A 22,046-nucleotide genomic window follows, 5' to 3' on the forward strand; every position below is an offset into this window, starting at 1 on the left:
GGTGGAAGGCCGGACATGCTGAACCGTATAGGGCGTATTGCCGTACGCCGCTGCCGACTCGTACTGCTGGGCGTCGTCCTCGTCACCGCGCTGTTCGGCGCGGTGGGCGGCGGCGTGGTCGAGGATCTGTCGGCGGGCGGTTTCGAGGATCCGAAGTCGGAGTCCAGCCGGGCGAGTGCCGAACTGTCAGACCGGTTCGGCATCGGCAGCCCCAACATGGTGCTGCTGGTCCGCGCCGGCGAGCAGACCGGTGAGCGGGTCGACTCGGCCGCCGCGGAGACGGCAGGCAGGCGGCTCACCGACCGGCTGCGCAAGGAACACGGCATCACCCAGGTGGTGTCGTACTGGACCGCGGGCAAACCGAAGGCGCTGCTGGCCGAGGACGGTACGGCAGCGCTGGTGGTGGCCCGGGTCAAGGGCGACGTCGATGCGGCCACGGACCGTCTCGAGGAGCTGAGGCCGCAGTACGCGGGCAAGGTGGACGGCTTCGACATCAAGCTCGGCGGCAGCCTGGCCGTGGGACACGAGACGGGCAAAACCGTCGAGAAGGATCTGCAGAAGGCCGAGGCGTTCGCCTTCCCCGTGCTGCTGGTGCTGCTCGTCCTGATCTTCGGCAGCGTGGTGGCGGCGCTTCTGCCGCTCCTGGTGACCCTCCCGGTGGTCTTCGGCACCCTGTTCACGCTGCGCATGTTCAGCCTGGCGACGGACGTTTCGGTGTTCGCGCTGAACGTCGCCACCGTGGTCGGGCTCGGCCTGGCCGTGGACTACAGCCTGTTCCTGCTCTCCCGCTACAAGGAGGAGCTCAGGGCCCGCGGCGCGGACATCAACGACCGGGAGCAGCGCGGCGAGGCGATCCGGGCAGCGGTGCGCTCCGCGGGACGTACGGTCCTGTTCTCGGCCGTGACCGTCTCGCTCAGCATGGCGGCCCTGGCCCTGTTCCCGCTCTACTTCCTGCGCTCGCTGGCATACGCCGGAATCGCGGTGCCGCTGCTCGCCGCGATGGTCACCCTCTTCCTCGTACCCGCGATGCTTTCCCTGCTGGGGCCGCGGATCGACCGCTGGAACCTGCGCACGGGGCTGCGCAGGCTGCTCCGCCGCCCCGAACGCGGGCCGCGGGCCGCGGACGAGGGGATGTGGCACCGGCTGGCGTTGTTCGTGATGCGCTTCCCCGTCCCGGTCGCGACGGCCGCGGTACTGCTGCTGCTCGCCCTCGGACTCCCCTTCCTGGGAGCCAAGTTCGGGCTGCCCGACGACCGGGTGATGCCTCCGGCCTCGCAGAGCCGCGAAGTCGGTGACGCGGTGCGGGAGGAATTCTCCTCACGCGAGTCCGACGCGCTTTCGGTCGTGGCGAAGGACGTCGGTGACACCGGGGCCCAGGCCACGGTGATCCTCGACTACTCGGAACGGCTCTCCGATCTCGACGGAGTCGCGACGGTGACGTCCATGTCAGGCATCTTCGCCGACGGGAAGATGGTCGCCCCGGCCGGTCCCTACACCGCCCAGCAGGCGAGCGCCGACAGCACCTGGATCAAGGTGGTGCCCGATGTCGAACCGTACTCGGACGCGGGTACGGAACTGGTGGCGAAGATCCGGGAGCTGGACTCCCCCTGGCCGATCAAGGTGTCGGGGCCCTCCGCCGCGCTGGTGGACACCAACAGGTCCCTCGCGGACCGGCTGCCGTGGGCCCTCGCGTTCATCGGAGTGACGTCCTTCGTGCTGCTGTTCCTGTTCACCGGCAGCGTGCTGCTGCCGCTGAAGGCGATCGTGCTCAATCTGCTGAGCATGTGCGCCACCTTCGGTGCGATGGTGTGGATCTTCCAGGAGGGCCATCTCAGCGGCTGGTTCGGCGACTTCACCGTCACGGGCGCGCTGGTGACGACCGCACCCGTGCTGATGTTCTGCGCCGCCTTCGGCATGTCCATGGACTACGAGGTCTTCATGCTGTCGCGCATCAAGGAGGAGTACGAGAGGACCGGCGACACCAGAGGGGCGGTGGCCGCGGGCCTGGCCCAGGTGGGCGGGCTGATCACCGCGGCGGCCGCGCTGCTCGCCGTGGTCTGCTTCGCGCTGGTCATGTCGAGCGTCTCGTTCGCCAAGATGATCGGCCTCGGCCTGACCCTGGCGATCATCGTGGACGCGACCGTCGTACGCGGGCTGCTGGTTCCCGCCTTCATGCGGATCGCGGGCCGCTTCAACTGGTGGGCACCCGCACCGCTGCGCAAGCTGCACGCCAGGTTCGGCGTACGGGAGGAGGCGGCAGGGGCCGGTCATCCCCGCACAGCGACCACCGACGGCGAGGACCACGAAATGGTCACCACAGGAGGAAGAGCATCGTGACGCTCGTAACACCACAGGCAGGGGCGGGTCTTCGGCTGCGCACGCTGGACGCCTTCGGCGGCGCCGAGCGCTGGCGGCAGGCGCAGCGCATCGAGGCCGAAATCTCCTGCGGCGGGCTGCTGTTCCGCTGGAAGCGCGGTACGGCGGGAAGCTTCGACCGGATGCGGATCACCGCGGAAGTGGCGGAGCAACGCATCAGGTTCCACGGCTTCGACGGACAGAACGACGGCGTACTCGAAGGGCATTCGGTACGCCTCGAGTCCGGCGGCGTCGTCATCGCCGAGCGCACCGGGGCGCGGGCACCCTTCCCCGGCGGTCGGCGGGCGCTGCGGTGGGACTCCCTGGACATGATGTACTTCCTCGGCTACGCACTCTGGAACTACCTGGCCTTCCCCGCCCTGCTGATGCGCGACGACATGGAGTGGCGCGAGACCGGGCCCGATGTGCTGACGGCCCGGTTCCCGACGCATCTGGCCACGCACTGCACCGAGCAGCGGTTCCTGCTGGACCCGGCCACCGGTCTGGTCAAGGAGCACGAGTACACCGCCGAGGTATTCGGAGCGAGCTGGGCCCACGCATGCCATCTGACCGCCGACTACCGGACGGCGAACGGCATCCCCTACGCCGGCCGGCGCAGGGTCATGCCCCGCCGCCCCGGCTCGGGCGGGGCGATGCCGGCTCCCGTCCTCATCTGGGCGGACGTACACAACTACGCGCTGATCTGATGGGTGATGTCATGAGTCGACTGCGGGTGCTCATTGTCGGCGGCGGAGTCGGCGGGCTCGCGCTCGCCGGGACACTCCGGCGCCGCGGAGCCGATGTCGTCGTGCTGGAAAAGGCGGCGGAACTGCGGGTGCGCGGCCTCGGCCTGTCGTTCTGGCCGAACGTCACGGCGGTGCTGCGCTCGATGGGGCTGCTCGGCGCGATCGAGGAGGTGTCGCGGCCGATGAACCAGGTGCGGATCTCCACGACCTTGGGCCGCACCCTCACCGCGATCGAACTCGACGGCTACGCGGTCCGGTTCGGCGCGCCGTCCTACAGCATCACCCGGCCCGAGCTGCTCCAGGTACTGGCCGATTGGGCGGGCGACACGGTGCGCTTCGGCGCCGAGGTGGTGAGCGTCTCACCGGACGGCACCGTGACCCTCAGCGATGGCGAGAAGCTGAGCGCGGACGTGGTGGTCGGCGCGGACGGAGTCGGCTCGCGGGTACGGGAGATGATCGAACCGGCCGGGTATGTGGCCCCGGGAACACCGGAGAAGATGCGAGGCTGGCAGGGGCTCGCCCCGATCGACGCCGGAGCCGGAGCCGACTTCGAGATCATGTTCGGCGCGTTCGGGGGAGCGGGGCTGCTGCGCCTGGCGGGCGGCAGGACCTACTGGTTCTTCCAGGGCATCCCCGAGCGGATGTCCAACGACCGGCCCCCGTCCACGGACGGCTGGCCCGAGCCGGTGCGCAGAGCGGTGGCCGCGACGCCGACCGACGCGGTGTGGAAGGACAACCTGCGGGACCGCGCCCCGATGAAGGGCTGGGGCAAGGGCCGGATCACCCTCCTCGGCGATGCCGCGCACCCCATCCTCCCCACGCTCGGGCAGGGCGCGTGCCTCGCCCTCGAGGACGCCCACGTCCTGAGCGAACTGCTGATGGACTCCGGTGATCCGGTGGCGGCACTGCGCAGGTACGAGCAGGAGCGCTACCCGCGCATCCGGCAGATGTACCTCAACTCCCGCCGGGCGGCGAAGCTCCAGCGGCTGCGCCCGGCCGTACGCGACCGGCTGCTCGCGGCCGTCCCCGACCCGCTCTACAACGCGGTGTTCACGGCACCGGCCCGCCCGATCCCGAACCTGCGCCCGGGCCGCAACACGCCGGTGGCCCGGGAGGCGAGCGGGGTGTAGCCCGCCCTGGCCGCCCGGGTCCGTCCGGGAGCGTTTCGTCCTCGAACGCCGGACGGGCTGGATTCTCCAGCCCGTCCGGCGTTCGAGGACAAAGCGAGGCCGAAGGCCTCGCAGCCCGCCGGCGCACCGGCGGCAGGCGGTGGCGGACAGCGGGCCCTGCCGCACGGCTGGGCCGCGTCGACACCGGCCGCGGCGCCGGTGACCCCCTCACGGTGGTCGGATCGCTCATCGGCGCGCAGCCGGGCGAATCGCTGCGCATGGAGGGCCGCTGGGCTTCCCGCCCCCCGGTACGGCAAGCAGTTCACCGTGGACAACTGCACCACCGTGCTGCCGGCCACGATCACGGGGATCCCCCACTGTCCCGGATCCGGGCTGATCAAGGGCATAGGCCCCAGGACCGCCGACCGGATCGTCGAGCACTTGGGCATCGGCACCGGCGATGTGATCGCAGGACTCCGCCCCGCCGTAAGGAGCCTACGACGGGGCGGAGGGCCGGTCACGCCTGCTTGCCCGGCCTCGTACTACTTGGCCTCGTTCGCGGCCTTCACCAGGGCGTCCTTGGTCACGGCGCCGACGTAGACCGTGCCGTCTTCCGTCATCAGGGCGTTGACCAGGCGCGTCGTGAAGACCGTGCCGGTACCGAACTTCCCCTCGACCTTGTCGCCGAGAGCGTCGAGGAACTGCTGGGCCTCGGCCGGGACGTCGCCCTCGCCGCCCTTCAGGTCGCCGGGTGCCTCGCCGCCCGGGCCCTCGATCTTGGCGACGGACGTCCAGCCCTCGCCGATCACATTGAGGCCGCCCAGGTCCTCGAAGCCGCCCTTGAACTCCTCGGGGGCCTTCTCATGGGCCTTCTCGTCGGCCTCCGTCACCTTGGCGCCCTTGGGCGGGGTGAAGTCGAAGGTCGAGGCGGCGGGCTTGGAGAAGTCGACCTTGGTGAAGCCGACGTCGACCACGGCCTTGCCGCCGCTGCTCGGAGTCAGCGTGAACTTCAGGGGCACGCCGTTCTCCGCGTCCACCGCGACGGTGATGGAGCCGACGGTCGAGCCGCTCTGCTTGGGCTTGACGACCAGCTTGTACGCGTCGCGACCCGCCACCTGGGAGGTGCCCCCGACAGTGATGGACGTGGTGTCGTCGGCGGCCTTCAGCACCTCGTCGGCGAGGTCCCCGGGCGTGGTCGGGAGGTCCTTCGGCAGGTCCTTGGGCGCGGTGCCGTCCTTGCCGTCGCGCTGCCCGTCGTCCGTGGCGTGGTAGACCTCGTTCGAGGAGCTGTCGTAGCCCCACACCTCGTCGCCGTTGTGGATGAGGCTGTACTCGGAGGAGTCCTGAAGGATGGACACCTTCTGCCGGTCGGGGCCGTCGGCCGCGACCCGCAGGGTGTGGGTGCCCGTGGCGAGCTCGGTCAGCTTGGCGTCCGGGGCGGCCGACGAGCCCTCGCCGTCCTCGCCCCCGACCGCGTCGGCGAGACCGCCGAAGGACGGCAGCCCGAGGTCGGTGCTGATCTTCACCGTGCCGGAGAACTGCTCGGTCTTCGACGCGGCCATCTTCTCGATGAGTTCCTGCGCACTGATCTTGGGCAGATCCGGGTCACCGGAGGCAGCGAGCGCCGGGACGAGCCCGATGGTCGCCGCCGCCACCCCGGCCACCGCGACCGGGACGAGGTAGCGGGCGGCCTTGCGGTGTCCCGCTGCGAGGTCCTTGGCCTCTTCGGTGGTCTGTGCGCTGTCGTTCGGTGCCATGGTGTGCCCTACCTCCGTGGTTGTCAGGGGTGGTGCCATCCATATGACCAAATGAGAGGCCCGGAAGCGTCAGACCCCGGGCGCAACCTGACGTACCTCTCCAGGATGAGAGGCACCCTCGGCAAGTCCCCCGTCCCGTAAGGGTTCCAAGCGTCAGCCTGCCCGGTGGACCACCGCGTCGCACAGCTCCTCGAGCGCGGCCTTGGCCGAGCAGCCCGGCAGCGGAGCGAGCAGCGCCCGGGCCTCCTGCGCGTAGCGCACGGTGTCCCTGCGGGCCTGCTCGAGCGCCGGGTGCGCGCGCAGCCGGCGCAGCGCCTCCGCGTGCCGGACGTCGTCGGTCAGGTCGCTCTCCAGGAGCTGGACCAGCTCCAGGTCCTCCGGCCGGCCCTCGGCCTCCGCCAGGGCCCGCAACCGCAGCACGGGAAGGGTCGCGACGCCTTCGCGCAGATCGGTGCCGGGGGTCTTGCCGGACTCGTGCGAGTCGGACGCGATGTCGAGCACGTCGTCGGCGAGTTGGAAGGCGACGCCGAGCCGCTCGCCGTACTGGGTGAGGGTGTCGACGACGCTGTCCTGCGCGCCGGACATCATCGCTCCGAAGCGTACGGACACGGCGACGAGCGAGCCGGTCTTGCCGGACATGACGTCGAGGTAGTGATCCACCGGGTCGCGGCCGTCGCGGGGGCCCGCGGTCTCCAGGATCTGGCCGGTCACCAGCCGTTCGAAGGCCTCCGCCTGGATGCGTACCGCCTCCGGACCGAGGTCGGCCAGGATGTGTGAGGCGCGGGCGAACAGGAAGTCGCCGGTCAGCACCGCAACCGAGTTGTCCCAGCGGGTGTTGGCGCTGGGGACGCCGCGCCGCACGTCCGCCTCGTCCATCACGTCGTCGTGGTACAGCGTCGCGAGATGGGTGAGCTCGACGACCACGGCGGAGGGCACGATCCCCGGCGCGTATGGATCGCCGAACTGGGCCGCGAGCATCACCAGCAGGGGCCGGAAACGCTTCCCGCCCGCGCGCACCAGGTGCTGCGCCGCCTCCGTGATGAAGGGGACCTCGCTCTTGGTGGCGGCGAGCAGGCCCGCCTCGACGGCCGACAACCCGGACCGGACATCGGCCTCAAGAGCCTGGTCCCGCACGCTCAGCCCGAACGGCTCGACGACGGTCACGAGGAGATCTCCTGTCTGCTGACGATCACACGGATTGTCGATGTGTCGCTGGATTCACTCAAGTCAGCGTATCCGGTCGCCTTTCGATCACCATGAGCGCCTTCCCGCCACCCCGTATGTTCGCCATTCACCTCAATGGCCATGGATGCGGTATTTGCTCGATACCGTCGGACCACGGTCCGTGCCCTCCCTCTCCACCGCCCCCACCCGCCTCCGAGGTCCCGCCATGCGCATCCGTACCGATTTCCCGCACGAGACGGTCCACGCGGATCTGCGTGTCCCGCTGCCGGACGGCACTCTCCTCCACGCACGCCTGTGGCGGCCGGTCACCGATGAGCCGGTGCCCGCACTGCTCGAGTACGCACCGCACCGGCTCACCGACGCGACGGTGGTGCGCGACGGCGAGCGCCACCCCTGGTACGCGGGCCACGGCTACGCCTCGGTACGGGTCGACCCGCGCGGCCACGGGAACAGCGGGGGCGTCCCCGGGGGCGAGTACGACGCGATCGAGCTCGCCGACGGCGTCGCTGTGATCGAGTGGCTGGCCCGGCAGCCGTGGTGCAACGGCCGGGTCGGGATGTTCGGGATCGGCCGGGGCGGCCGCACCGCGCTGCAGATCGCGGCGCTGGCCCCGGAGCCGCTGCGCGCCGTGGTGATCGTGGACGCGACGGACGACCCGTACACGGGCGGCGGTCCCTACGCCGGCGGATGCGTCACCGGTCAGGGGCTGCACTCCACGGCCGCGGGCCGGCTCGCGCTCGCGGCCCGGCCCCCCGACCCGCTGCACACGGGGGACGAGTGGCTCGCGGTGTGGCTGGCACGGCTGGAGGCGCTGACGCCCGTCGTCCACACCTGGCTGGGCCATCAGCTGCGCGACGAGTACTGGCGCAGCGCCGGGGTCAGCGACGACACCGCCGCGGTGACGGCGGCCGTGCTGGCGGTGGGCGGACTGCACGGCCCGTGCCGGGACACGGTCCTCAGACTGGTCGAACGGCTGCCGGTGGACCGGGTCCGCGGGCTGATCGGGCCGTGGCCGCACCAGTACCCGGACCGGGCCACGGACCAGGGAGAGGCGATCGGCTTCCTCCAGGAGACGCTCCGCTGGTGGGACCAGTGGCTGAAGGACCGGGACACCGGAGTGCTGTCCGAGCCGCTGCTGCGCTGCCGGCTCGGGGCGGCCGAGCCGTCGCGGAGCCGGTGGGCGGGCGAAACCGCCTGGCCCTCTGAGCACATCACGGTCGTCCCCTACGCACTGGGCGGCGCCTCGGTCGTCGTCGGCTCCCCGCAGCACACCGGGGTGGACGCGGGACGCTTCCGGCCCACCGGGCACGAGGGTGACTTCCCGCCGGACCAGCGGGAGGAGGACGCCAGGTCGGTGTGCTTCGAGTTCCCCGTCGGCGAGGATGCGATCGGCGTCCTCGGCCGGCCCGGGGTCACGCTGCGGCTGCGCCCGGCGGGTCCGGGCGGCCTCGCCGTGGCCCGGCTCTGCGACATCGCCCCCGACGGTACGGCCACGCTCGTCACCCGCGGAGCGCTGAACCTGGCGGCCCGCAAGGGCCCGGAACGGGCGGTGCCCTGGCCCGCGGGCACCACGGAGGACGTGACCTTCGACCTGGCCACGGCCGGGCACGTCTTCGCACCGGGGCACCGCATCCGGCTCGCCGTCTCGTCCGCGTACTGGCCCTGGATCTGGCCGCACCCCGGCCCGGCGGGCTTCACGCTCGACCCGGCGGGCTCCCGGCTCGACCTGCCGGTCCGTGACCCGACGGACGGGAAGATCGACTTCGCCGAGCCCGAGCACGCTGAGCCGCCCGCGGTCGCCGTCCCGCAGACCCTCGACGAGCCGCGCCCGCGGCTGCTGCTCATCCGTGACGTGGCGGCCGGTCGCTGGACCCTGGAGGCGACGCCGCACCGGGGCGGCACCCACGTCCACCCGGACGGTCTGGAGTACAGCGAGGAGTGCCACGAGACCTACACGATCGAGGAGTCCGACCCGCTCTCCGCCCGTGCCCGCTCCGAGTGGACGATCCGGCTGCACCGGCCGGATCAGGCATGGGACGTCCGCATCTGGACGCGCTCCGAAATCGGCCTGGACGCGGCCGGTTTCGTCACCTCGGACGAGCTGGTGTGCCGGAGCGGCGACGAGATCGTCTTCCACCGCACCTGGGAGAGACGCGTCGCCCGGACCGTCGGCTGAACCGGCCGCCGGGCGCACTGCCCCGGCGGCCGGGCCGCCACGTAACGTGTCCTCCACATCCGTGGAAAGCGAGGCAAGCACCGATGTCCGAGCAGAGCCCGCTCGATCTCGCCGAGGGCGACCCCTTCGGCCCGCACAACCTTCCGTACGGCGTCTTCACCACGGCCGACGAACCGGACCGTCGGCGGCTCGGCGTCCGGATCGGGAACCATGTGCTCGACGCCGGGGCCGCCGCCCACGCACTCGGCTCCCCCTACGCCGGCCTGCTGGCGCAGCCGAGCCTCAACCCGCTGCTGTCGGCCGGGCGTACGGCGTGGCGCGATGTGCGCAGGGCGATCACCGCCTGGCTCACCGTGCCTGCGCACCGGCCGGACATGGAGCCGCTGCTGCACCCGCTGGGCGCCGTGACGATGCACCTGCCGTACGAGGTGGCGGACTACGTCGACTTCTACGCGAGCGAGCACCACGCCACCAACGTGGGCCGGATCTTCCGCCCGGACGGCGACGCCCTCACACCGAACTGGAAGCATCTGCCCATCGGTTACCACGGCCGGTCCGGCACCGTCGTAGTCTCCGGCACCGACGTCGTGCGGCCGTCCGGCCAGCGGAAGGCGCCCGCCGACGCCTCGCCGGTGTTCGGCCCCTCGGTGAAGCTCGACATCGAGGCCGAGGTCGGCTTCCTCGTCGGCACGCCCTCCCGGCCGGGCAGTCCGGTGGCTCTCGGGGACTTCCGCGACCATGTCTTCGGGATGTTCCTGCTCAACGACTGGTCGGCGCGCGACATCCAGGCGTGGGAGTACGTGCCGCTCGGCCCGTTCCTCGGCAAGTCCTTCGCCACCTCCGTCGCCGCCTGGGTGACCCCGCTGGAGGCGCTGGACGCGGCCAGGACCGCACCGCCCGCCCGTGACGTCGAACTGCTGCCGTACCTCGACGACTCCGAGGCGGAGGAGCCGGGCGGCTTCGACGTACGGATCTCGGTCGCGATCAACGGCCAGGTCGTCGCGGAACCGCCGTTCGCCACGATGTACTGGACGGCCGCCCAGCAGCTGGCCCACATGACGGTCAACGGCGCCTCGCTGCGGACGGGCGACGTGTACGGCTCCGGCACCGTCAGCGGCCCCGAAGTGAACCAGCGCGGCTCACTGCTGGAGCTCACCTGGAACGGCCGCGACGCGTTCGAATTGCCGGAGGGCAAGCGGACGTTCCTGGAGGACGGTGACGAGGTGACCATGACCGCCTGGGCGCCCGGCCCGGACGGCGTACGGGTCGGGTTCGGCGAGGTCACCGGCCGGATCGTGCCCGCCGTCTGATCCGCCCCGTCCGGGGTCCCTCTCCTCGGCGGGAGGGGCCCGGACGGCGGCCACGGCCTCTGCGGCCCGCCCGTCAGCTGTTCACGAGCCTGGCCACGAGCGCGAACGACCCGCCGGCCAGCACGAACAGCGCGAACGCCGCCTTCCACGGACGGCGCCCGCGCACCACGTCCCGGGCCGCCCCGGCGATCGCGAAGACCGCGCAGATCACGCCGGGTCCACCGACCACCGCCGCGGTCCAGTACGCCCAGGCGTGCTCCCCGAGGAAGCGGAGCAACAGCAGGGCGGGGACCAGGAACCCGAGCGGCCAGGTGTGGTCGGCGCCGGGCTCCTTCGCCGCCTCGGCCCGGATCTGCTGCTCGGTCATGACTCCCCCTTGGTCGAGGCCGTCGGCCCTTGGCTCCACGCCGGAAGGACGCCTCGCGGCGTGGGTGGGTTGCCCGGACATGCCGAAGGTCCGGCCTCTCCCCCGAGGAGACGCCGGACCTTCGCGCTGTGCGGCGTCAGCGCACGAACACGCCCGCCTGGCTCGCCAGGTCCAGGAAGTACTGGGGAGCGAGGCCGAGCACCAGCGTCACCGCGACGCCGACGCCGATCGCCGTCATCGTCAGCGGCGAGGGGACGGCGACCGTGGGGCCCTCCGGCTTCGGCTCGCTGAAGAACATCAGCACGATGACCCGGATGTAGAAGAACGCGGCGATCGCGGAGGAGATCACACCCACCACGACCAGCGCGGCCGCGCCGCCGTCCGCCGCCGCCTTGAACACGGCGAACTTGCCGGCGAAGCCCGACGTCAGCGGGATGCCGGCGAACGACAGCAGGAACACCGCGAAGACGGCCGCCACCAGCGGTGAACGCCGCCCGAGCCCCGCCCACTTGGACAGATGCGTCGCCTCGCCGCCCGCGTCGCGCACCAGGGTGACGACGGCGAACGCGCCGATCGTCACGAAGGAGTACACGAGCAGGTAGAAGAGGACGGACGAGATGCCCTCGGGCGTCGCGGCGATCACACCGGCGAGGATGAAGCCGGCGTGCGCGATGGAGGAGTACGCCAGCAGTCGCTTGATGTCGGTCTGGGTGATGGCGACGATCGCACCGCCCAGCATGGTGACGATTGCGACGGCCCACATGACCGGCCGCCAGTCCCAGGTGAGGCCCGGCAGCACCACGTACAGCAGGCGCAGCAGCGCGCCGAAAGCGGCGACCTTGGTGGCAGCGGCCATGAAGCCGGTGACCGGGGTAGGTGCGCCCTGGTAGACGTCGGGCGTCCACATGTGGAACGGCACGGCACCGACCTTGAACAGCAGGCCCACGAGGATCATCGCGCCGCCGATCAGCAGCAGCGCGTCGTTGCCCATGGTGTCGGCCAGCGCCGGGTCGATGGTGCGGACGCTGCCCTCGACGACGTCGGCGATCCGGGCGTACGAGACGGATCCCGCGTAGCCGTAGACCAGGGCGATGCCGAACAGCAGGAACGCGGAGGAGAACGCCCCGAGCAGGAAGTACTTCACCGCGGCCTCCTGCGACATGAGCCGCTTGCGGCGGGCCACCGCGCACAGGAGGTAGAGCGGCAGGGAGAAGACCTCGAGCGCGATGAACAGCGTCAGCAGGTCGTTGGCCGCCGGGAAGACCAGCATGCCGGTGACGGCGAAGAGCGCGAGCGGAAACACCTCGGTGGTGGTGAACCCCGCCTTGACCGCGGCCTTCTCATGGTCGCTGCCCGGTACGGCGGCGGACTCCGCCGCGAACGAGTCGATGCGGTTGCCGTGTGCCGCCGGGTCGAGCCGGCGCTCGGCGAAGGTGAAGACCGCGACCAGCGAGGCCAGCAGGATGGTGCCCTGCAGGAACAGCGCCGGGCCGTCGACCGCGATGGCGCCCATCGCCGCGATCTGCGCCTCGGTGGTGGCGTAGCCGCCGGCGGCGAGCCCGACGACCGCCGCGAAGGCGGCCGTGAGCGCGACGACGGCGAGGAACACCTGCGTGTGGTACCGGGCACGGCGCGGGACGAAGGCCTCGACGAGGATGCCCAAGACCGCCGCGCCGACGACGATCAGCGCGGGCGCCAGTTGTGCGTACTCGATGTGGGGCGTGGGGATCCGGCCGAACGGCTCGACCTCCGCCGCCGTTGTCCACAGGCTGTGGACAGCTGTAGCGCTCACTTGGCTGCCTCCACATCGGGCCGGGGGTCCTGCTTCTGAACGTCGGACATCGTGTGCTCCACGGCCGGGTCGATGATCTCCGTCAGCGGCTTCGGGAAGACACCAAGGAAGATCAGCAGGGCGATCAACGGGGCGACGACCGCCAGTTCACGTGCCTTCAGATCCGGCATCGTCCGCACCTCGGCCTTCACCGGGCCGGTCATCGTCCGCTGGTAGAGGACGAGGGTGTAGAGCGCGGCGAGCACGATGCCGACGGTCGCGATGATCCCTACGACCGGATAGGCGGCGAACGCGCCGACCAGGACAAGGAATTCACTGACGAAGGGAGCGAGCCCCGGCAGTGAGAGAGTGGCCAGGCCGCCGATCAGGAAGGTGCCCGCGAGCACCGGCGCGACCTTCTGCACACCGCCGTAGTCGGCGATGAGCCGCGAGCCGCGCCGCGAGATCAGGAAGCCGGCCACCAGCATCAGCGCCGCCGTGGACAGTCCGTGGTTGACCATGTAGAGCGTCGCACCGGACTGCCCCTGGCTGGTCATCACGAAGATGCCCAGGATGATGAAGCCGAAGTGGGATACCGAGGCGTACGCGATCAGGCGCTTGATGTCGCGCTGGCCGACCGCGAGCAGCGCACCGTAGACGATGCTGATCAGCGCAAGCACCAGGATCACCGGAGTGGCCCACTTCGAGGCCTCCGGGAACAACTGGAGGCAGAAGCGCAGCATCGCGAACGTGCCGACCTTGTCGACGACCGCCGTGATCAGCACCGCGACCGGGGCGGTGGCCTCTCCCATGGCGTTGGGCAGCCAGGTGTGCAGCGGCCACAGCGGCGCCTTGATCGCGAAGGCGAAGAAGAAGCCGAGGAACAGCAGCCGCTCGGTGGTGGTCGCCATCTCCAGTTCGCCGCTCGCGCGGGCCTGAGCGATCTCGGAGAGCGAGAAGCTGCCCGCGACCACGTAGAGACCGATGACCGCGGCCAGCATGATCAGTCCGCCGACCAGGTTGTAGAGCAGGAACTTCACGGCCGCGTAGGATCGTTGTGCCGCCGCGTTCTCTTCGGTGCCGGAGTGGGCACGGTCGCCGAAGCCGCCGATGAGGAAGTACATCGGGATGAGCATGGCTTCGAACAGGATGTAGAAGAGGAAGACGTCGGTGGCCTCGAAGGAGAGGATCACCATCGCCTCGACCATCAGGATCAGGGCGAAGAAGCCCTGGGTCGGCCGCCAGCGCGAAGAGCGGGTCTCCAGAGGGTCGGCATCGTGCCAGCCCGCGAGGATCACGAACGGGATCAGCAGCGCGGTCAGCGCCACCATCACGACCCCGATGCCGTCCACCCCGAGTTCGTAGCGGACGCCGAAGTCGGCGATCCAGGCGTGGGACTCGGTGAGCTGGTAGCGGTCGCCGCCGGGCTCGAACCGCACGAGCACGATCGCGGCCAGGACGAGCGTGGCGAGCGAGAAGAGCAGTGCCAGCCACTTGGCGGCGGCCCTCCTCGCGGCAGGAACGGCGGCGGTGGCGATGGCGCCCACCGCCGGGAGCACCGCCGTGGCCGTCAGAATCGGGAACGACATCTCAGACCCCCCTCATCAGCAGGGTCGCGGCGATCAGGATCGCCGTACCGCCGAACATCGAGACCGCGTAGCTGCGGGCGTAGCCGTTCTGCAGTTTGCGCAGCCGGCCGGAGAGCCCGCCGAACGAGGCGGCCGTGCCGTTCACCACGCCGTCGACCAGGGTGTGGTCGACATAGACCAGGGACCGGGTGAGGTGCTCGCCGCCGCGAACCAGGACCACGTGGTTGAAGTCGTCCTGGAGGAGATCGCGGCGGGCCGCCCGGGTGAGCAGCGAGCCGCGCGGCGCGGTCACCGGGACCGGTCGGCGACCGTACATCACCCACGCGATGGCGACACCGATGAGCAGCACCACGACCGTCGAGGCCGTGATCGCCGGGACGCTGATCACCGGGTGCGGGTGCTCGAACTGCGTGACCGGCTCCAGCCAGGTCACAAAGGCCTCGTTCAGGCTGAAGAGGCCGCCCGCGAAGACGGAACCGAAGGCGAGCACGATCATCGGGATCGTCATCGACCTGGGCGACTCGTGCGGGTGCGGCATCTCGCCCGGGGTCACGTCGACCCCGGGCTCGACGCTCGCGGTCCTGTCCGGGTCGGGCGCCGGCTGCCAGCGCTTCTCACCGAAGAAGGTCAGGATCATCACTCGGGTCATGTAGAACGCGGTGATGCCGGCGCCGAGCAGGGCCACTCCGCCGAAGATCCAGCCGCGGATGCCGTCGTCGTAGGCGAATGCCGCCTCGATGATCTTGTCCTTGGACCAGAAGCCCGACAGGCCCGGGAAACCGATGATCGCCAGATAGCCGAGGCCGAAGGTGACGAAGGTGATCGGCATGTATGTGCGCAGACCGCCGTACTTGCGCATGTCCACCTCGTCGTTCATGCCGTGCATGACCGAACCGGCACCGAGGAACAGCCCCGCCTTGAAGAAGCCGTGCGTCACCAGGTGCATGATCGCGAAGGCGTATCCGATCGGGCCGAGACCGGCCGCGAGGATCATGTAGCCGATCTGCGACATCGTCGAACCGGCCAGTGCCTTCTTGATGTCGTCCTTCGCGCAACCGACGATCGCACCGAAGAGGAGCGTGACCGCACCGACGATCACGACCGCGAGCTGCGCGTCCGGGGCGGCGTTGAAGATCGCGCCGGAGCGGACGATCAGATAGACGCCCGCGGTGACCATGGTGGCCGCGTGGATCAGGGCGGAGACCGGGGTCGGGCCCTCCATCGCGTCGCCGAGCCAGGACTGCAGCGGCACCTGGGCCGACTTTCCGCAAGCGGCCAGCAGCAGCATCAGGCCGATGGCCGTCAGCATGCCCTCGCTGGTGTCCGACGTGGACTCCAGCACCGGGCCGAAGGCGAAGGTGCCGAAGGTGGTGAACATCAGCATGATCGCGATCGACAGGCCCATGTCGCCGACGCGGTTGACGAGGAATGCCTTCTTCGCCGCGGTCGCCGCGCTGGGCTTGTGCTGCCAGAAGCCGATGAGCAGGTAGGACGCGAGACCGACGCCCTCCCAGCCCATGTACAGCAGCAGGTAGTTGTCGGCGAGGACCAGCAGGAGCATCGCCGCGAGGAAGAGGTTGAGGTAGCCGAAGAAGCGGCGGCGCCGCTCGTCGTGCTCCATGTAACCGATCGAGTAGATGTGGATCAGGGTGCCCACACCGGTGATCAGCAGGACGAAGGTCATCGACAGCTGGTCGAGCTGGAAGGCGATGTCCGCCTGGAAGCCCTCCACGGGGACCCAGCTGAACAGCCTCTGGTGCAGGGCGCGTTCCTCCGCGCCCTTGCCCAGCATGTCCGCGAACAGCACCGCGCCGATGACGAACGAGGCGGCGGCGAGCAGCGTGCCCAGCCAGTGGCCCGTCCGATCGAGGCGGCGTCCGCCGCAGAGCAGGACCGCCGCTCCGAGCAGTGGCGCCGCGACCAGCAGCGCAATCAGGTTCTCCACGATTCTTCCGACCCCTTACAGCTTCATCAGGCTGGCGTCGTCGACCGAGGCCGAGTGGCGGGAACGGAACAGCGACACGATGATCGCGAGCCCGACCACGACCTCGGCGGCGGCGACGACCATCGTGAAGAACGCGATGATCTGGCCGTCGAGATTGCCGTGCATGCGGGAGAAGGCGACGAACGCGAGGTTGCAGGCGTTGAGCATCAGCTCGATGCACATGAACACCACGATCGCGTTCCGCCGGATCAGGACTCCTGCCGCGCCGATGGTGAACAGCAGGGCGGCGAGATAGAGGTAGTTGACCGGATTCACCGCTTGGCCTCCTGTCCGTCCCGGTCGTGCTCGTCACGGTCGCGTCCGAGGCGCTCCTCGGAGCGCTGCTCCAGGGCCTTGAGGTCGTTCAGCGCCTCGGTGGAGACGTCCCGGATCTGGCCGCGCCGGCGCAGTGTCCGGTTGACGGTGAGCTCGGACGGGGTGCCGTCCGGCAGCAGACCGGGGATGTCCACCGCGTTGTGCCGGGCGTAGACACCCGGGGCGGGCAGCGGCGGCAGGTGCTTGCCTTCCCGTACGCGCTGCTCGGACAGCTCGCGCTGGGTCCTGGCGGGCTCGGTGCGCTCCCGGTGGGTGAGCACCATCGCACCGACGGCGGCGGTGATCAGCAGTGCGCCGGTGATCTCGAAGGCGAAGACGTATTTGGTGAAGAGGAGGGCGGCGAGGCCCTCCACGTTCCCGCCGTTCGCCGAGTTGGCGGCGTCCAGTCCGTTGAAGTTCTTCACGGAGGCGTTGCCGATGCCGGCGATCAGCAGGATGCCGAAGCCGAGGCCGCAGGCTGCTGCCAGCCAGCGCTGGCCCTTCAGCGTCTCCTTGAGGGAGTCGGCGGCCGTGACACCGACCAGCATGACGACGAAGAGGAACAGCATCATGATCGCGCCGGTGTAGACGACGATCTGGACGACACCGAGGAAGTACGCCCCGTTGGCCAGGTAGAACACCGCGAGGATGATCATGGTCCCGGCCAGGCACAGCGCACTGTGCACGGCCCGCTTCATCAGGATCGTGCACAGCGCCCCGATGACCGCGATCGTGCCGAGCACCCAGAACTGGACGGCCTCCCCCGCCGAGGTGGTGTAGGCGGCGAGCGTGCTCATGCGCCGATCACCTTCTTCGACGCGGGCTCGTCGTCACCGAAGGTCGACTCGCCCTCCTGGGCCGTCTGGTCCTTGGAGACGGCCGACTGCTGGACGGTGCCGGGCGCGGCCTGGGTGACCAGGCCCCGGTAGTAGTCCTGCTCGTCCATGCCGGGATGGATCGCGTGCGGCGAGTCGACCATGCCCTCTTCCAGACCGGCGAGCAGTTGCTCCTTGGTGTAGATGAGGTTCTCGCGGCTGCTGTCGGCCAGTTCGAACTCGTTGGTCATCGTCAGCGCGCGCGTCGGGCAGGCCTCGATGCACAGGCCGCACAGGATGCAGCGGGCGTAGTTGATCTGGTAGACGCGGCCGTACCGCTCGCCCGGGGAGTAGCGCTCCTCGTCGGTGTTGTCGGCGCCCTCCACATAGATCGCGTCCGCCGGGCAGGCCCAGGCGCACAGCTCGCACCCGACGCATTTCTCGAGCCCGTCCGGATGGCGGTTGAGCTGGTGCCGGCCGTGGAAGCGCGGCGCCGTGACCTTCTGCTGCTCCGGGTACTGCTCGGTCAGCCGCTTCTTGAACATGGCCTTGAAGGTCACGCCGAAGCCGGCAACCGGATTCAGGAACTTGCTCTCGGATTCCTTGCTCTGGGATTCCTCAGACACCGTCAGCCTCCTTTCCGTCCCGAGGACCGTCACTGTCGGTATTGGGTCCGCCACTGACAATCAGTTCGCGTTCCTGCCGTGACCGCCTGCGCGGCACCGGCGGCAACTCCTGTCCGGGCAGCGGGGGTACAGGGAAGCCGCCCGCCATCGGGTCGAAGGGGGCGGGTGCCGGCTCGGCGGCCCCGGCGGCCTGCTCCTTCTTGCCTCGGAAGATGTCGGCGACGAACGAGAGCAGCAGCACAGCGATCACCGCACCGCCGACGTACAGCACGATCTGCTGGAAGTCGTAGTTCTCGTTCCGCAGCGCGCGCACGGTGGCCACCAGCATCAACCAGACCACCGAGACCGGGATCAGGACCTTCCAGCCGAGCTTCATCAACTGGTCGTAGCGGACGCGGGGCAGCGTGCCGCGCAGCCAGATGAAGAAGAACAGCAGCAGCTGGACCTTGAGGACGAACCAGAGCATCGGCCACCAGCCGTGGTTCGCGCCCTCCCAGAAGGTGGAGATCGGGTACGGCGCCCGCCAGCCGCCCAGGAAGAGGGTGACGGAGACGGCCGAGACGGTGACCATGTTGACGTACTCGGCCAGCATGAACATCGCGAACTTGATGGAGCTGTACTCGGTGTTGAAGCCGCCGACCAGGTCGCCCTCGGACTCCGGCATGTCGAACGGGGCGCGGTTGGTCTCTCCGACCATCGTGACGACGTAGATGATGAAGGAGACCGGCAGCAGGATGATGAACCAGCGGTCCGCCTGGGCCTCCACGATCGCCGAGGTCGACATCGACCCGGAGTAGAGGAAGACGGAGGCGAACGCCGCGCCCATCGCGATCTCGTACGAGATCATCTGCGCACAGGAGCGCAGTCCGCCGAGCAGCGGGTACGTCGAACCGGACGACCAGCCGGCGAGCACGATGCCGTAGATGCCGACCGAGGCGACCGCGAGGATGTAGAGCATCGCGATCGGCAGGTCGGTCAGCTGCATCGTGGTGCGCTGGCCGAAGATCGAGATTTCGTTGCCGGCCGGGCCGAAGGGGATCACGGCGATCGCCATGAAGGCCGGGACGGCCGCCACGATCGGGGCGAGGACGTAGACGACCTTGTCCGCCCGCTTGACGATCACGTCTTCCTTCAGCATCAGCTTGATGCCGTCGGCGAGCGACTGCAGCATGCCCCACGGGCCGTGCCGGTTGGGGCCGATGCGCAGCTGCATCCAGGCGACGACCTTGCGCTCCCACACGATGGAGAAGAGCACGGTCACCATCAGGAAGGCGAAGCAGAACACGGCCTTGATGACGACGAGCCACCACGGGTCGCGTCCGAACATCGACAGGTCTTCAAGGGCCAGGCTCGTCATTCCGTTCACGCCTCCACCTCCGTCGCGCCCGTCGCCGCCGCGATGCGGACCAACTCGCCGGGACGGGCGCCCGTGTCCGGGGTGACGCCGCCGCCGACGGAGTTCATCGGCAGCCACACCACCCGGTCGGGCATCTCGCTGATCCGGAGCGGCAGTCGTACCGAACCGGCCGGTCCGGAGACCTCCAGCTCGTCGCCGTCCTTGACGCCCGTCTCCGCCGCTGTGGCCGCCGAAAGCCGGGCGACCGCTGCGTGCCGGGTGCCGGCCAGCGCCTCGTCGCCCTGTTGCAGCAGGCCCTGGTCGAGCAGCAGCCGGTGGCCGGCGAGCACCGCCTCGCCCTCACCGGGCCGGGGCAGCGACTGAGCGCTCTCCAGCGGCTCGGTGGCCCGCGGGCCGTCCCAGCGGCCGAGCCGGTCCAGCTCGGTGCGTACGGACTTCAGGTCCGGCAGGCCGAAGTGCACGTCGAGGGTGTCGGCGAGCATGTGCAGCACCCGCGCGTCCGTCGGAGCGAGGCGGCGGGTCATGTGCTCCGGCTTCAGCGCCGCCTCGAACATCCGCGCCCGCCCCTCCCAGTTGAGGAAGGTGCCCGGCTTCTCCGCGACGGCCGCGACCGGGAAGACCACGTCCGCCCGCTCGGTGACCTCGCTCGGCCGCAGCTCCAGCGAGACCAGGAAGCCGACCGCGTCGAGCGCCTCACGGGCCCGGGCCGGATCGGGCAGGTCCGCGACCTCGACACCGGCGACGAGCAGCGCGCCCAGTTCCCCGGTGGCCGCCGCCTCCACGATCTGGCCGGTGTCACGGCCGTAGCGGTGCGGGAGTTCGCGCACGCGCCAGACCTCCGCGGTCTCCTCACGGGCCCGCGGGTCGGTCGCCGGGCGGCCGCCCGGCAGCAGTGACGGCAGTGCGCCGGCCTCCACGGCGCCGCGCTCACCGGCGCGGCGCGGGATCCACACCAGCTGTGCGCCGGTGGCGGTCGCGGCGCGTACGGCGGCGGTGAAGCCGCCGGACACGGCGGCGAGCCGCTCGCCGACCACGATCACCGCTCCGTCGGCCCGCAGCGCCTCCGCCGCCTGCGCGCCGTCCCCGTCGAGGCCGGTGCCGGAGGCGAGGGCGTCGAGCCACTCGGTCTCGGTGCCGGGCGCGGCGGGGAGCAGGGTGCCGCCCGCCTTGCCGAGTCCGCGGGTGGCGTGCGTGGCGAGGGAGTAGGTGCGCTGCCCGTGCTTGCGGTGGGCCTTGCGCAGCCGCAGAAAGACGCCGGGGGCCTCCTCCTCCGACTCGAGCCCGGCGAGCAGCACCGCGGGCGCCTTCTCCAGCGCGGCGTAGGTGACTCCGGTGCCGGACAGGTCCCTGCCCTGCCCCGCGACCCGCGCCGCGAGGAAGTCGGCCTCTTCCGCGGAGTGCACCCGGGCGCGGAAGTCGACGTCGTTGGTGTCGAGGGCGACGCGGGCGAACTTGGCGTACGCGTAGGCATCCTCGACGGTCAGCCGGCCGCCGGTCAGGACGCCGGTGCGGCCCCTGACGAGACCGCGGGCGGCGGCCTCCAGAGCCTCCGGCCAGCTCACCGGCTCCAGCACGCCCTCACCGTTGCGGACCAGCGGCGTGGTGAGCCGGTCGCGCTGCTGGGCGTAGCGGAAGCCGAAGCGCCCCTTGTCGCACAGCCACTCCTCGTTGACCTCCGGGTCCTCCGCGGCCAGGCGCCGCATGACCTTGCCGCGGCGGTGGTCCGTGCGGGTCGCGCAGCCGCCCGCGCAGTGCTCGCAGACGGAGGGCGAGGAGACGAGGTCGAACGGGCGGGAGCGGAACCGGTACGCGGCCGAGGTGAGCGCGCCGACGGGGCAGATCTGGATGGTGTTGCCGGAGAAGTACGACTCGAACGGGTCGCCCTCGCCGGTGCCGACCTGCTGGAGCGCGCCTCGCTCCAGCAGCTCGATCATCGGGTCGCCCGCGACCTGGTTGGAGAAGCGGGTGCAGCGGGCGCACAGCACGCACCGCTCGCGGTCGAGCAGCACCTGCGTGGAGATCGGCACCGGCTTCTCGAAGGTGCGCTTCCTCCCCTCGAACCGGGAGTCGGCCTGGCCGTGCGAGACTGCCTGGTTCTGCAGCGGGCACTCGCCGCCCTTGTCGCAGACCGGGCAGTCCAGCGGGTGGTTGATCAGCAGCAGCTCCATCACGCCCTTCTGCGCCTTCTCGGCGACGGGCGAGGTGAGCTGCGACTTGACGACCATGCCGTCGGTGCAGGTGATGGTGCACGAGGCCATCGGCTTGCGCTGGCCCTCCACCTCGACGATGCACTGGCGGCAGGCACCGGCCGGGTCGAGGAGCGGGTGGTCGCAGAAGCGCGGGATCTCGATCCCGAGCATCTCGGCGGCGCGGATGACCAGCGTCCCCTTGGGGACGGAGATCTCGATGCCGTCGATCGTCAGCGAGACGAGGTCCTCCGGCGGTACGGCGCCGCTGCCCGCGGCCCCGGAACCGGTCGTGGTGACGGTCATGCCCACACCTCCCCGCGGCACGGGGCGGCCTGCGCGGCTTCGCCCGCGGTACGGCATGCGGCGGAGCCGCGGCCGGGATTCGGCGCGTGCGC

Annotated in this window: 16 protein-coding genes and 1 pseudogene; 6 read left to right on the forward strand and 11 right to left on the reverse strand. The window is 70.5% G+C overall.

All coding sequences use genetic code 11. The features are described 5' to 3' along the window. The first annotated feature begins 15 nt into the window (after positions 1-15). From IE198_RS27810 to IE198_RS35625, 4 genes and pseudogenes are all read left to right on the forward strand, one after another. Complete coding sequence (locus tag IE198_RS27810; RefSeq protein ID WP_189891421.1) at positions 16-2,337, forward strand: MMPL family transporter; 2,322 nt, start codon at positions 16-18, stop codon at positions 2,335-2,337. After that, complete coding sequence (locus tag IE198_RS27815; RefSeq protein WP_189891423.1) at positions 2,334-3,062, forward strand: hypothetical protein; 729 nt, start codon at positions 2,334-2,336, stop codon at positions 3,060-3,062. The genes IE198_RS27810 and IE198_RS27815 overlap by 4 nt, the downstream gene beginning before the upstream one ends. 11 nt (positions 3,063-3,073) lie before the next feature. Continuing rightward, the gene (locus IE198_RS27820; RefSeq protein WP_189891425.1) at positions 3,074-4,231 is read left to right on the forward strand and encodes an FAD-dependent oxidoreductase; all 1,158 of its coding nucleotides are present in this window, start codon (positions 3,074-3,076) and stop codon (positions 4,229-4,231) included. A 167-nt stretch (positions 4,232-4,398) separates the two neighbouring features. Then, positions 4,399-4,678, forward strand: a pseudogene (locus tag IE198_RS35625) (YrrC family ATP-dependent DNA helicase); the annotation flags it as partial. A 74-nt stretch (positions 4,679-4,752) separates the two neighbouring features. Here IE198_RS35625 and IE198_RS27825 read toward each other — a convergent pair. Further along, positions 4,753-5,967, reverse strand: coding sequence for a LolA family protein (locus IE198_RS27825; RefSeq protein ID WP_189891428.1), 1,215 nt, complete (start codon positions 5,965-5,967; stop codon positions 4,753-4,755). Positions 5,968-6,120: 153 nt separating this feature from the next. Next, the gene (locus IE198_RS27830; protein ID WP_189891430.1) at positions 6,121-7,131 is read right to left on the reverse strand and encodes a polyprenyl synthetase family protein; all 1,011 of its coding nucleotides are present in this window, start codon (positions 7,129-7,131) and stop codon (positions 6,121-6,123) included. A 226-nt stretch (positions 7,132-7,357) separates the two neighbouring features. Here IE198_RS27830 and IE198_RS27835 point away from each other — a divergent pair, with 226 nt between their 5' ends. Next, positions 7,358-9,328, forward strand: coding sequence for a CocE/NonD family hydrolase (locus IE198_RS27835; RefSeq protein WP_189891432.1), 1,971 nt, complete (start codon positions 7,358-7,360; stop codon positions 9,326-9,328). An 83-nt stretch (positions 9,329-9,411) separates the two neighbouring features. Continuing rightward, the gene (gene fahA / locus IE198_RS27840; protein WP_189891434.1) at positions 9,412-10,638 is read left to right on the forward strand and encodes a fumarylacetoacetase; all 1,227 of its coding nucleotides are present in this window, start codon (positions 9,412-9,414) and stop codon (positions 10,636-10,638) included. A gap of 73 nt (positions 10,639-10,711) precedes the next feature. Here fahA and IE198_RS27845 read toward each other — a convergent pair whose 3' ends face one another. The 9 genes from IE198_RS27845 to IE198_RS27885 form a co-directional block, all read right to left on the reverse strand. Continuing rightward, the gene (locus IE198_RS27845; RefSeq protein ID WP_189891437.1) at positions 10,712-11,005 is read right to left on the reverse strand and encodes a hypothetical protein; all 294 of its coding nucleotides are present in this window, start codon (positions 11,003-11,005) and stop codon (positions 10,712-10,714) included. Positions 11,006-11,141: 136 nt separating this feature from the next. Beyond that, on the reverse strand, positions 11,142-12,797 hold the full coding sequence (gene nuoN, locus IE198_RS27850) for an NADH-quinone oxidoreductase subunit NuoN (RefSeq protein ID WP_189891439.1): 1,656 nt from the start codon (positions 12,795-12,797) through the stop codon (positions 11,142-11,144). Further along, complete coding sequence (locus tag IE198_RS27855) at positions 12,794-14,365, reverse strand: NADH-quinone oxidoreductase subunit M (protein WP_189891441.1); 1,572 nt, start codon at positions 14,363-14,365, stop codon at positions 12,794-12,796. Before IE198_RS27855 ends, nuoN begins: the two co-directional genes overlap by 4 nt. Position 14,366: 1 nt before the next feature. Next, entirely contained in the window at positions 14,367-16,310 is a 1,944-nt protein-coding gene (nuoL, locus tag IE198_RS27860) for an NADH-quinone oxidoreductase subunit L (RefSeq protein WP_189891443.1), read from the reverse strand. Between the two features lie 15 nt (positions 16,311-16,325). Continuing rightward, positions 16,326-16,625: an NADH-quinone oxidoreductase subunit NuoK gene (nuoK, locus tag IE198_RS27865; RefSeq protein WP_100108534.1), complete on the reverse strand. Its 300-nt coding sequence runs from the start codon at positions 16,623-16,625 to the stop codon at positions 16,326-16,328. Next, on the reverse strand, positions 16,622-17,461 hold the full coding sequence (locus IE198_RS27870; protein WP_189891445.1) for an NADH-quinone oxidoreductase subunit J: 840 nt from the start codon (positions 17,459-17,461) through the stop codon (positions 16,622-16,624). The genes nuoK and IE198_RS27870 overlap by 4 nt, the downstream gene beginning before the upstream one ends. Beyond that, entirely contained in the window at positions 17,458-18,105 is a 648-nt protein-coding gene (gene nuoI, locus IE198_RS27875) for an NADH-quinone oxidoreductase subunit NuoI (RefSeq protein WP_189891448.1), read from the reverse strand. Before nuoI ends, IE198_RS27870 begins: the two co-directional genes overlap by 4 nt. Further along, the gene (gene nuoH / locus IE198_RS27880; protein WP_189891647.1) at positions 18,098-19,462 is read right to left on the reverse strand and encodes an NADH-quinone oxidoreductase subunit NuoH; all 1,365 of its coding nucleotides are present in this window, start codon (positions 19,460-19,462) and stop codon (positions 18,098-18,100) included. The genes nuoI and nuoH overlap by 8 nt, the downstream gene beginning before the upstream one ends. A gap of 5 nt (positions 19,463-19,467) precedes the next feature. Further along, the gene (locus tag IE198_RS27885) at positions 19,468-21,954 is read right to left on the reverse strand and encodes an NADH-quinone oxidoreductase subunit G (RefSeq protein ID WP_189891450.1); all 2,487 of its coding nucleotides are present in this window, start codon (positions 21,952-21,954) and stop codon (positions 19,468-19,470) included. Positions 21,955-22,046 lie beyond the last annotated feature (92 nt).

Source organism: Streptomyces xantholiticus (assembly GCF_014651015.1).
Classification (GTDB): domain Bacteria; phylum Actinomycetota; class Actinomycetes; order Streptomycetales; family Streptomycetaceae; genus Streptomyces; species Streptomyces xantholiticus.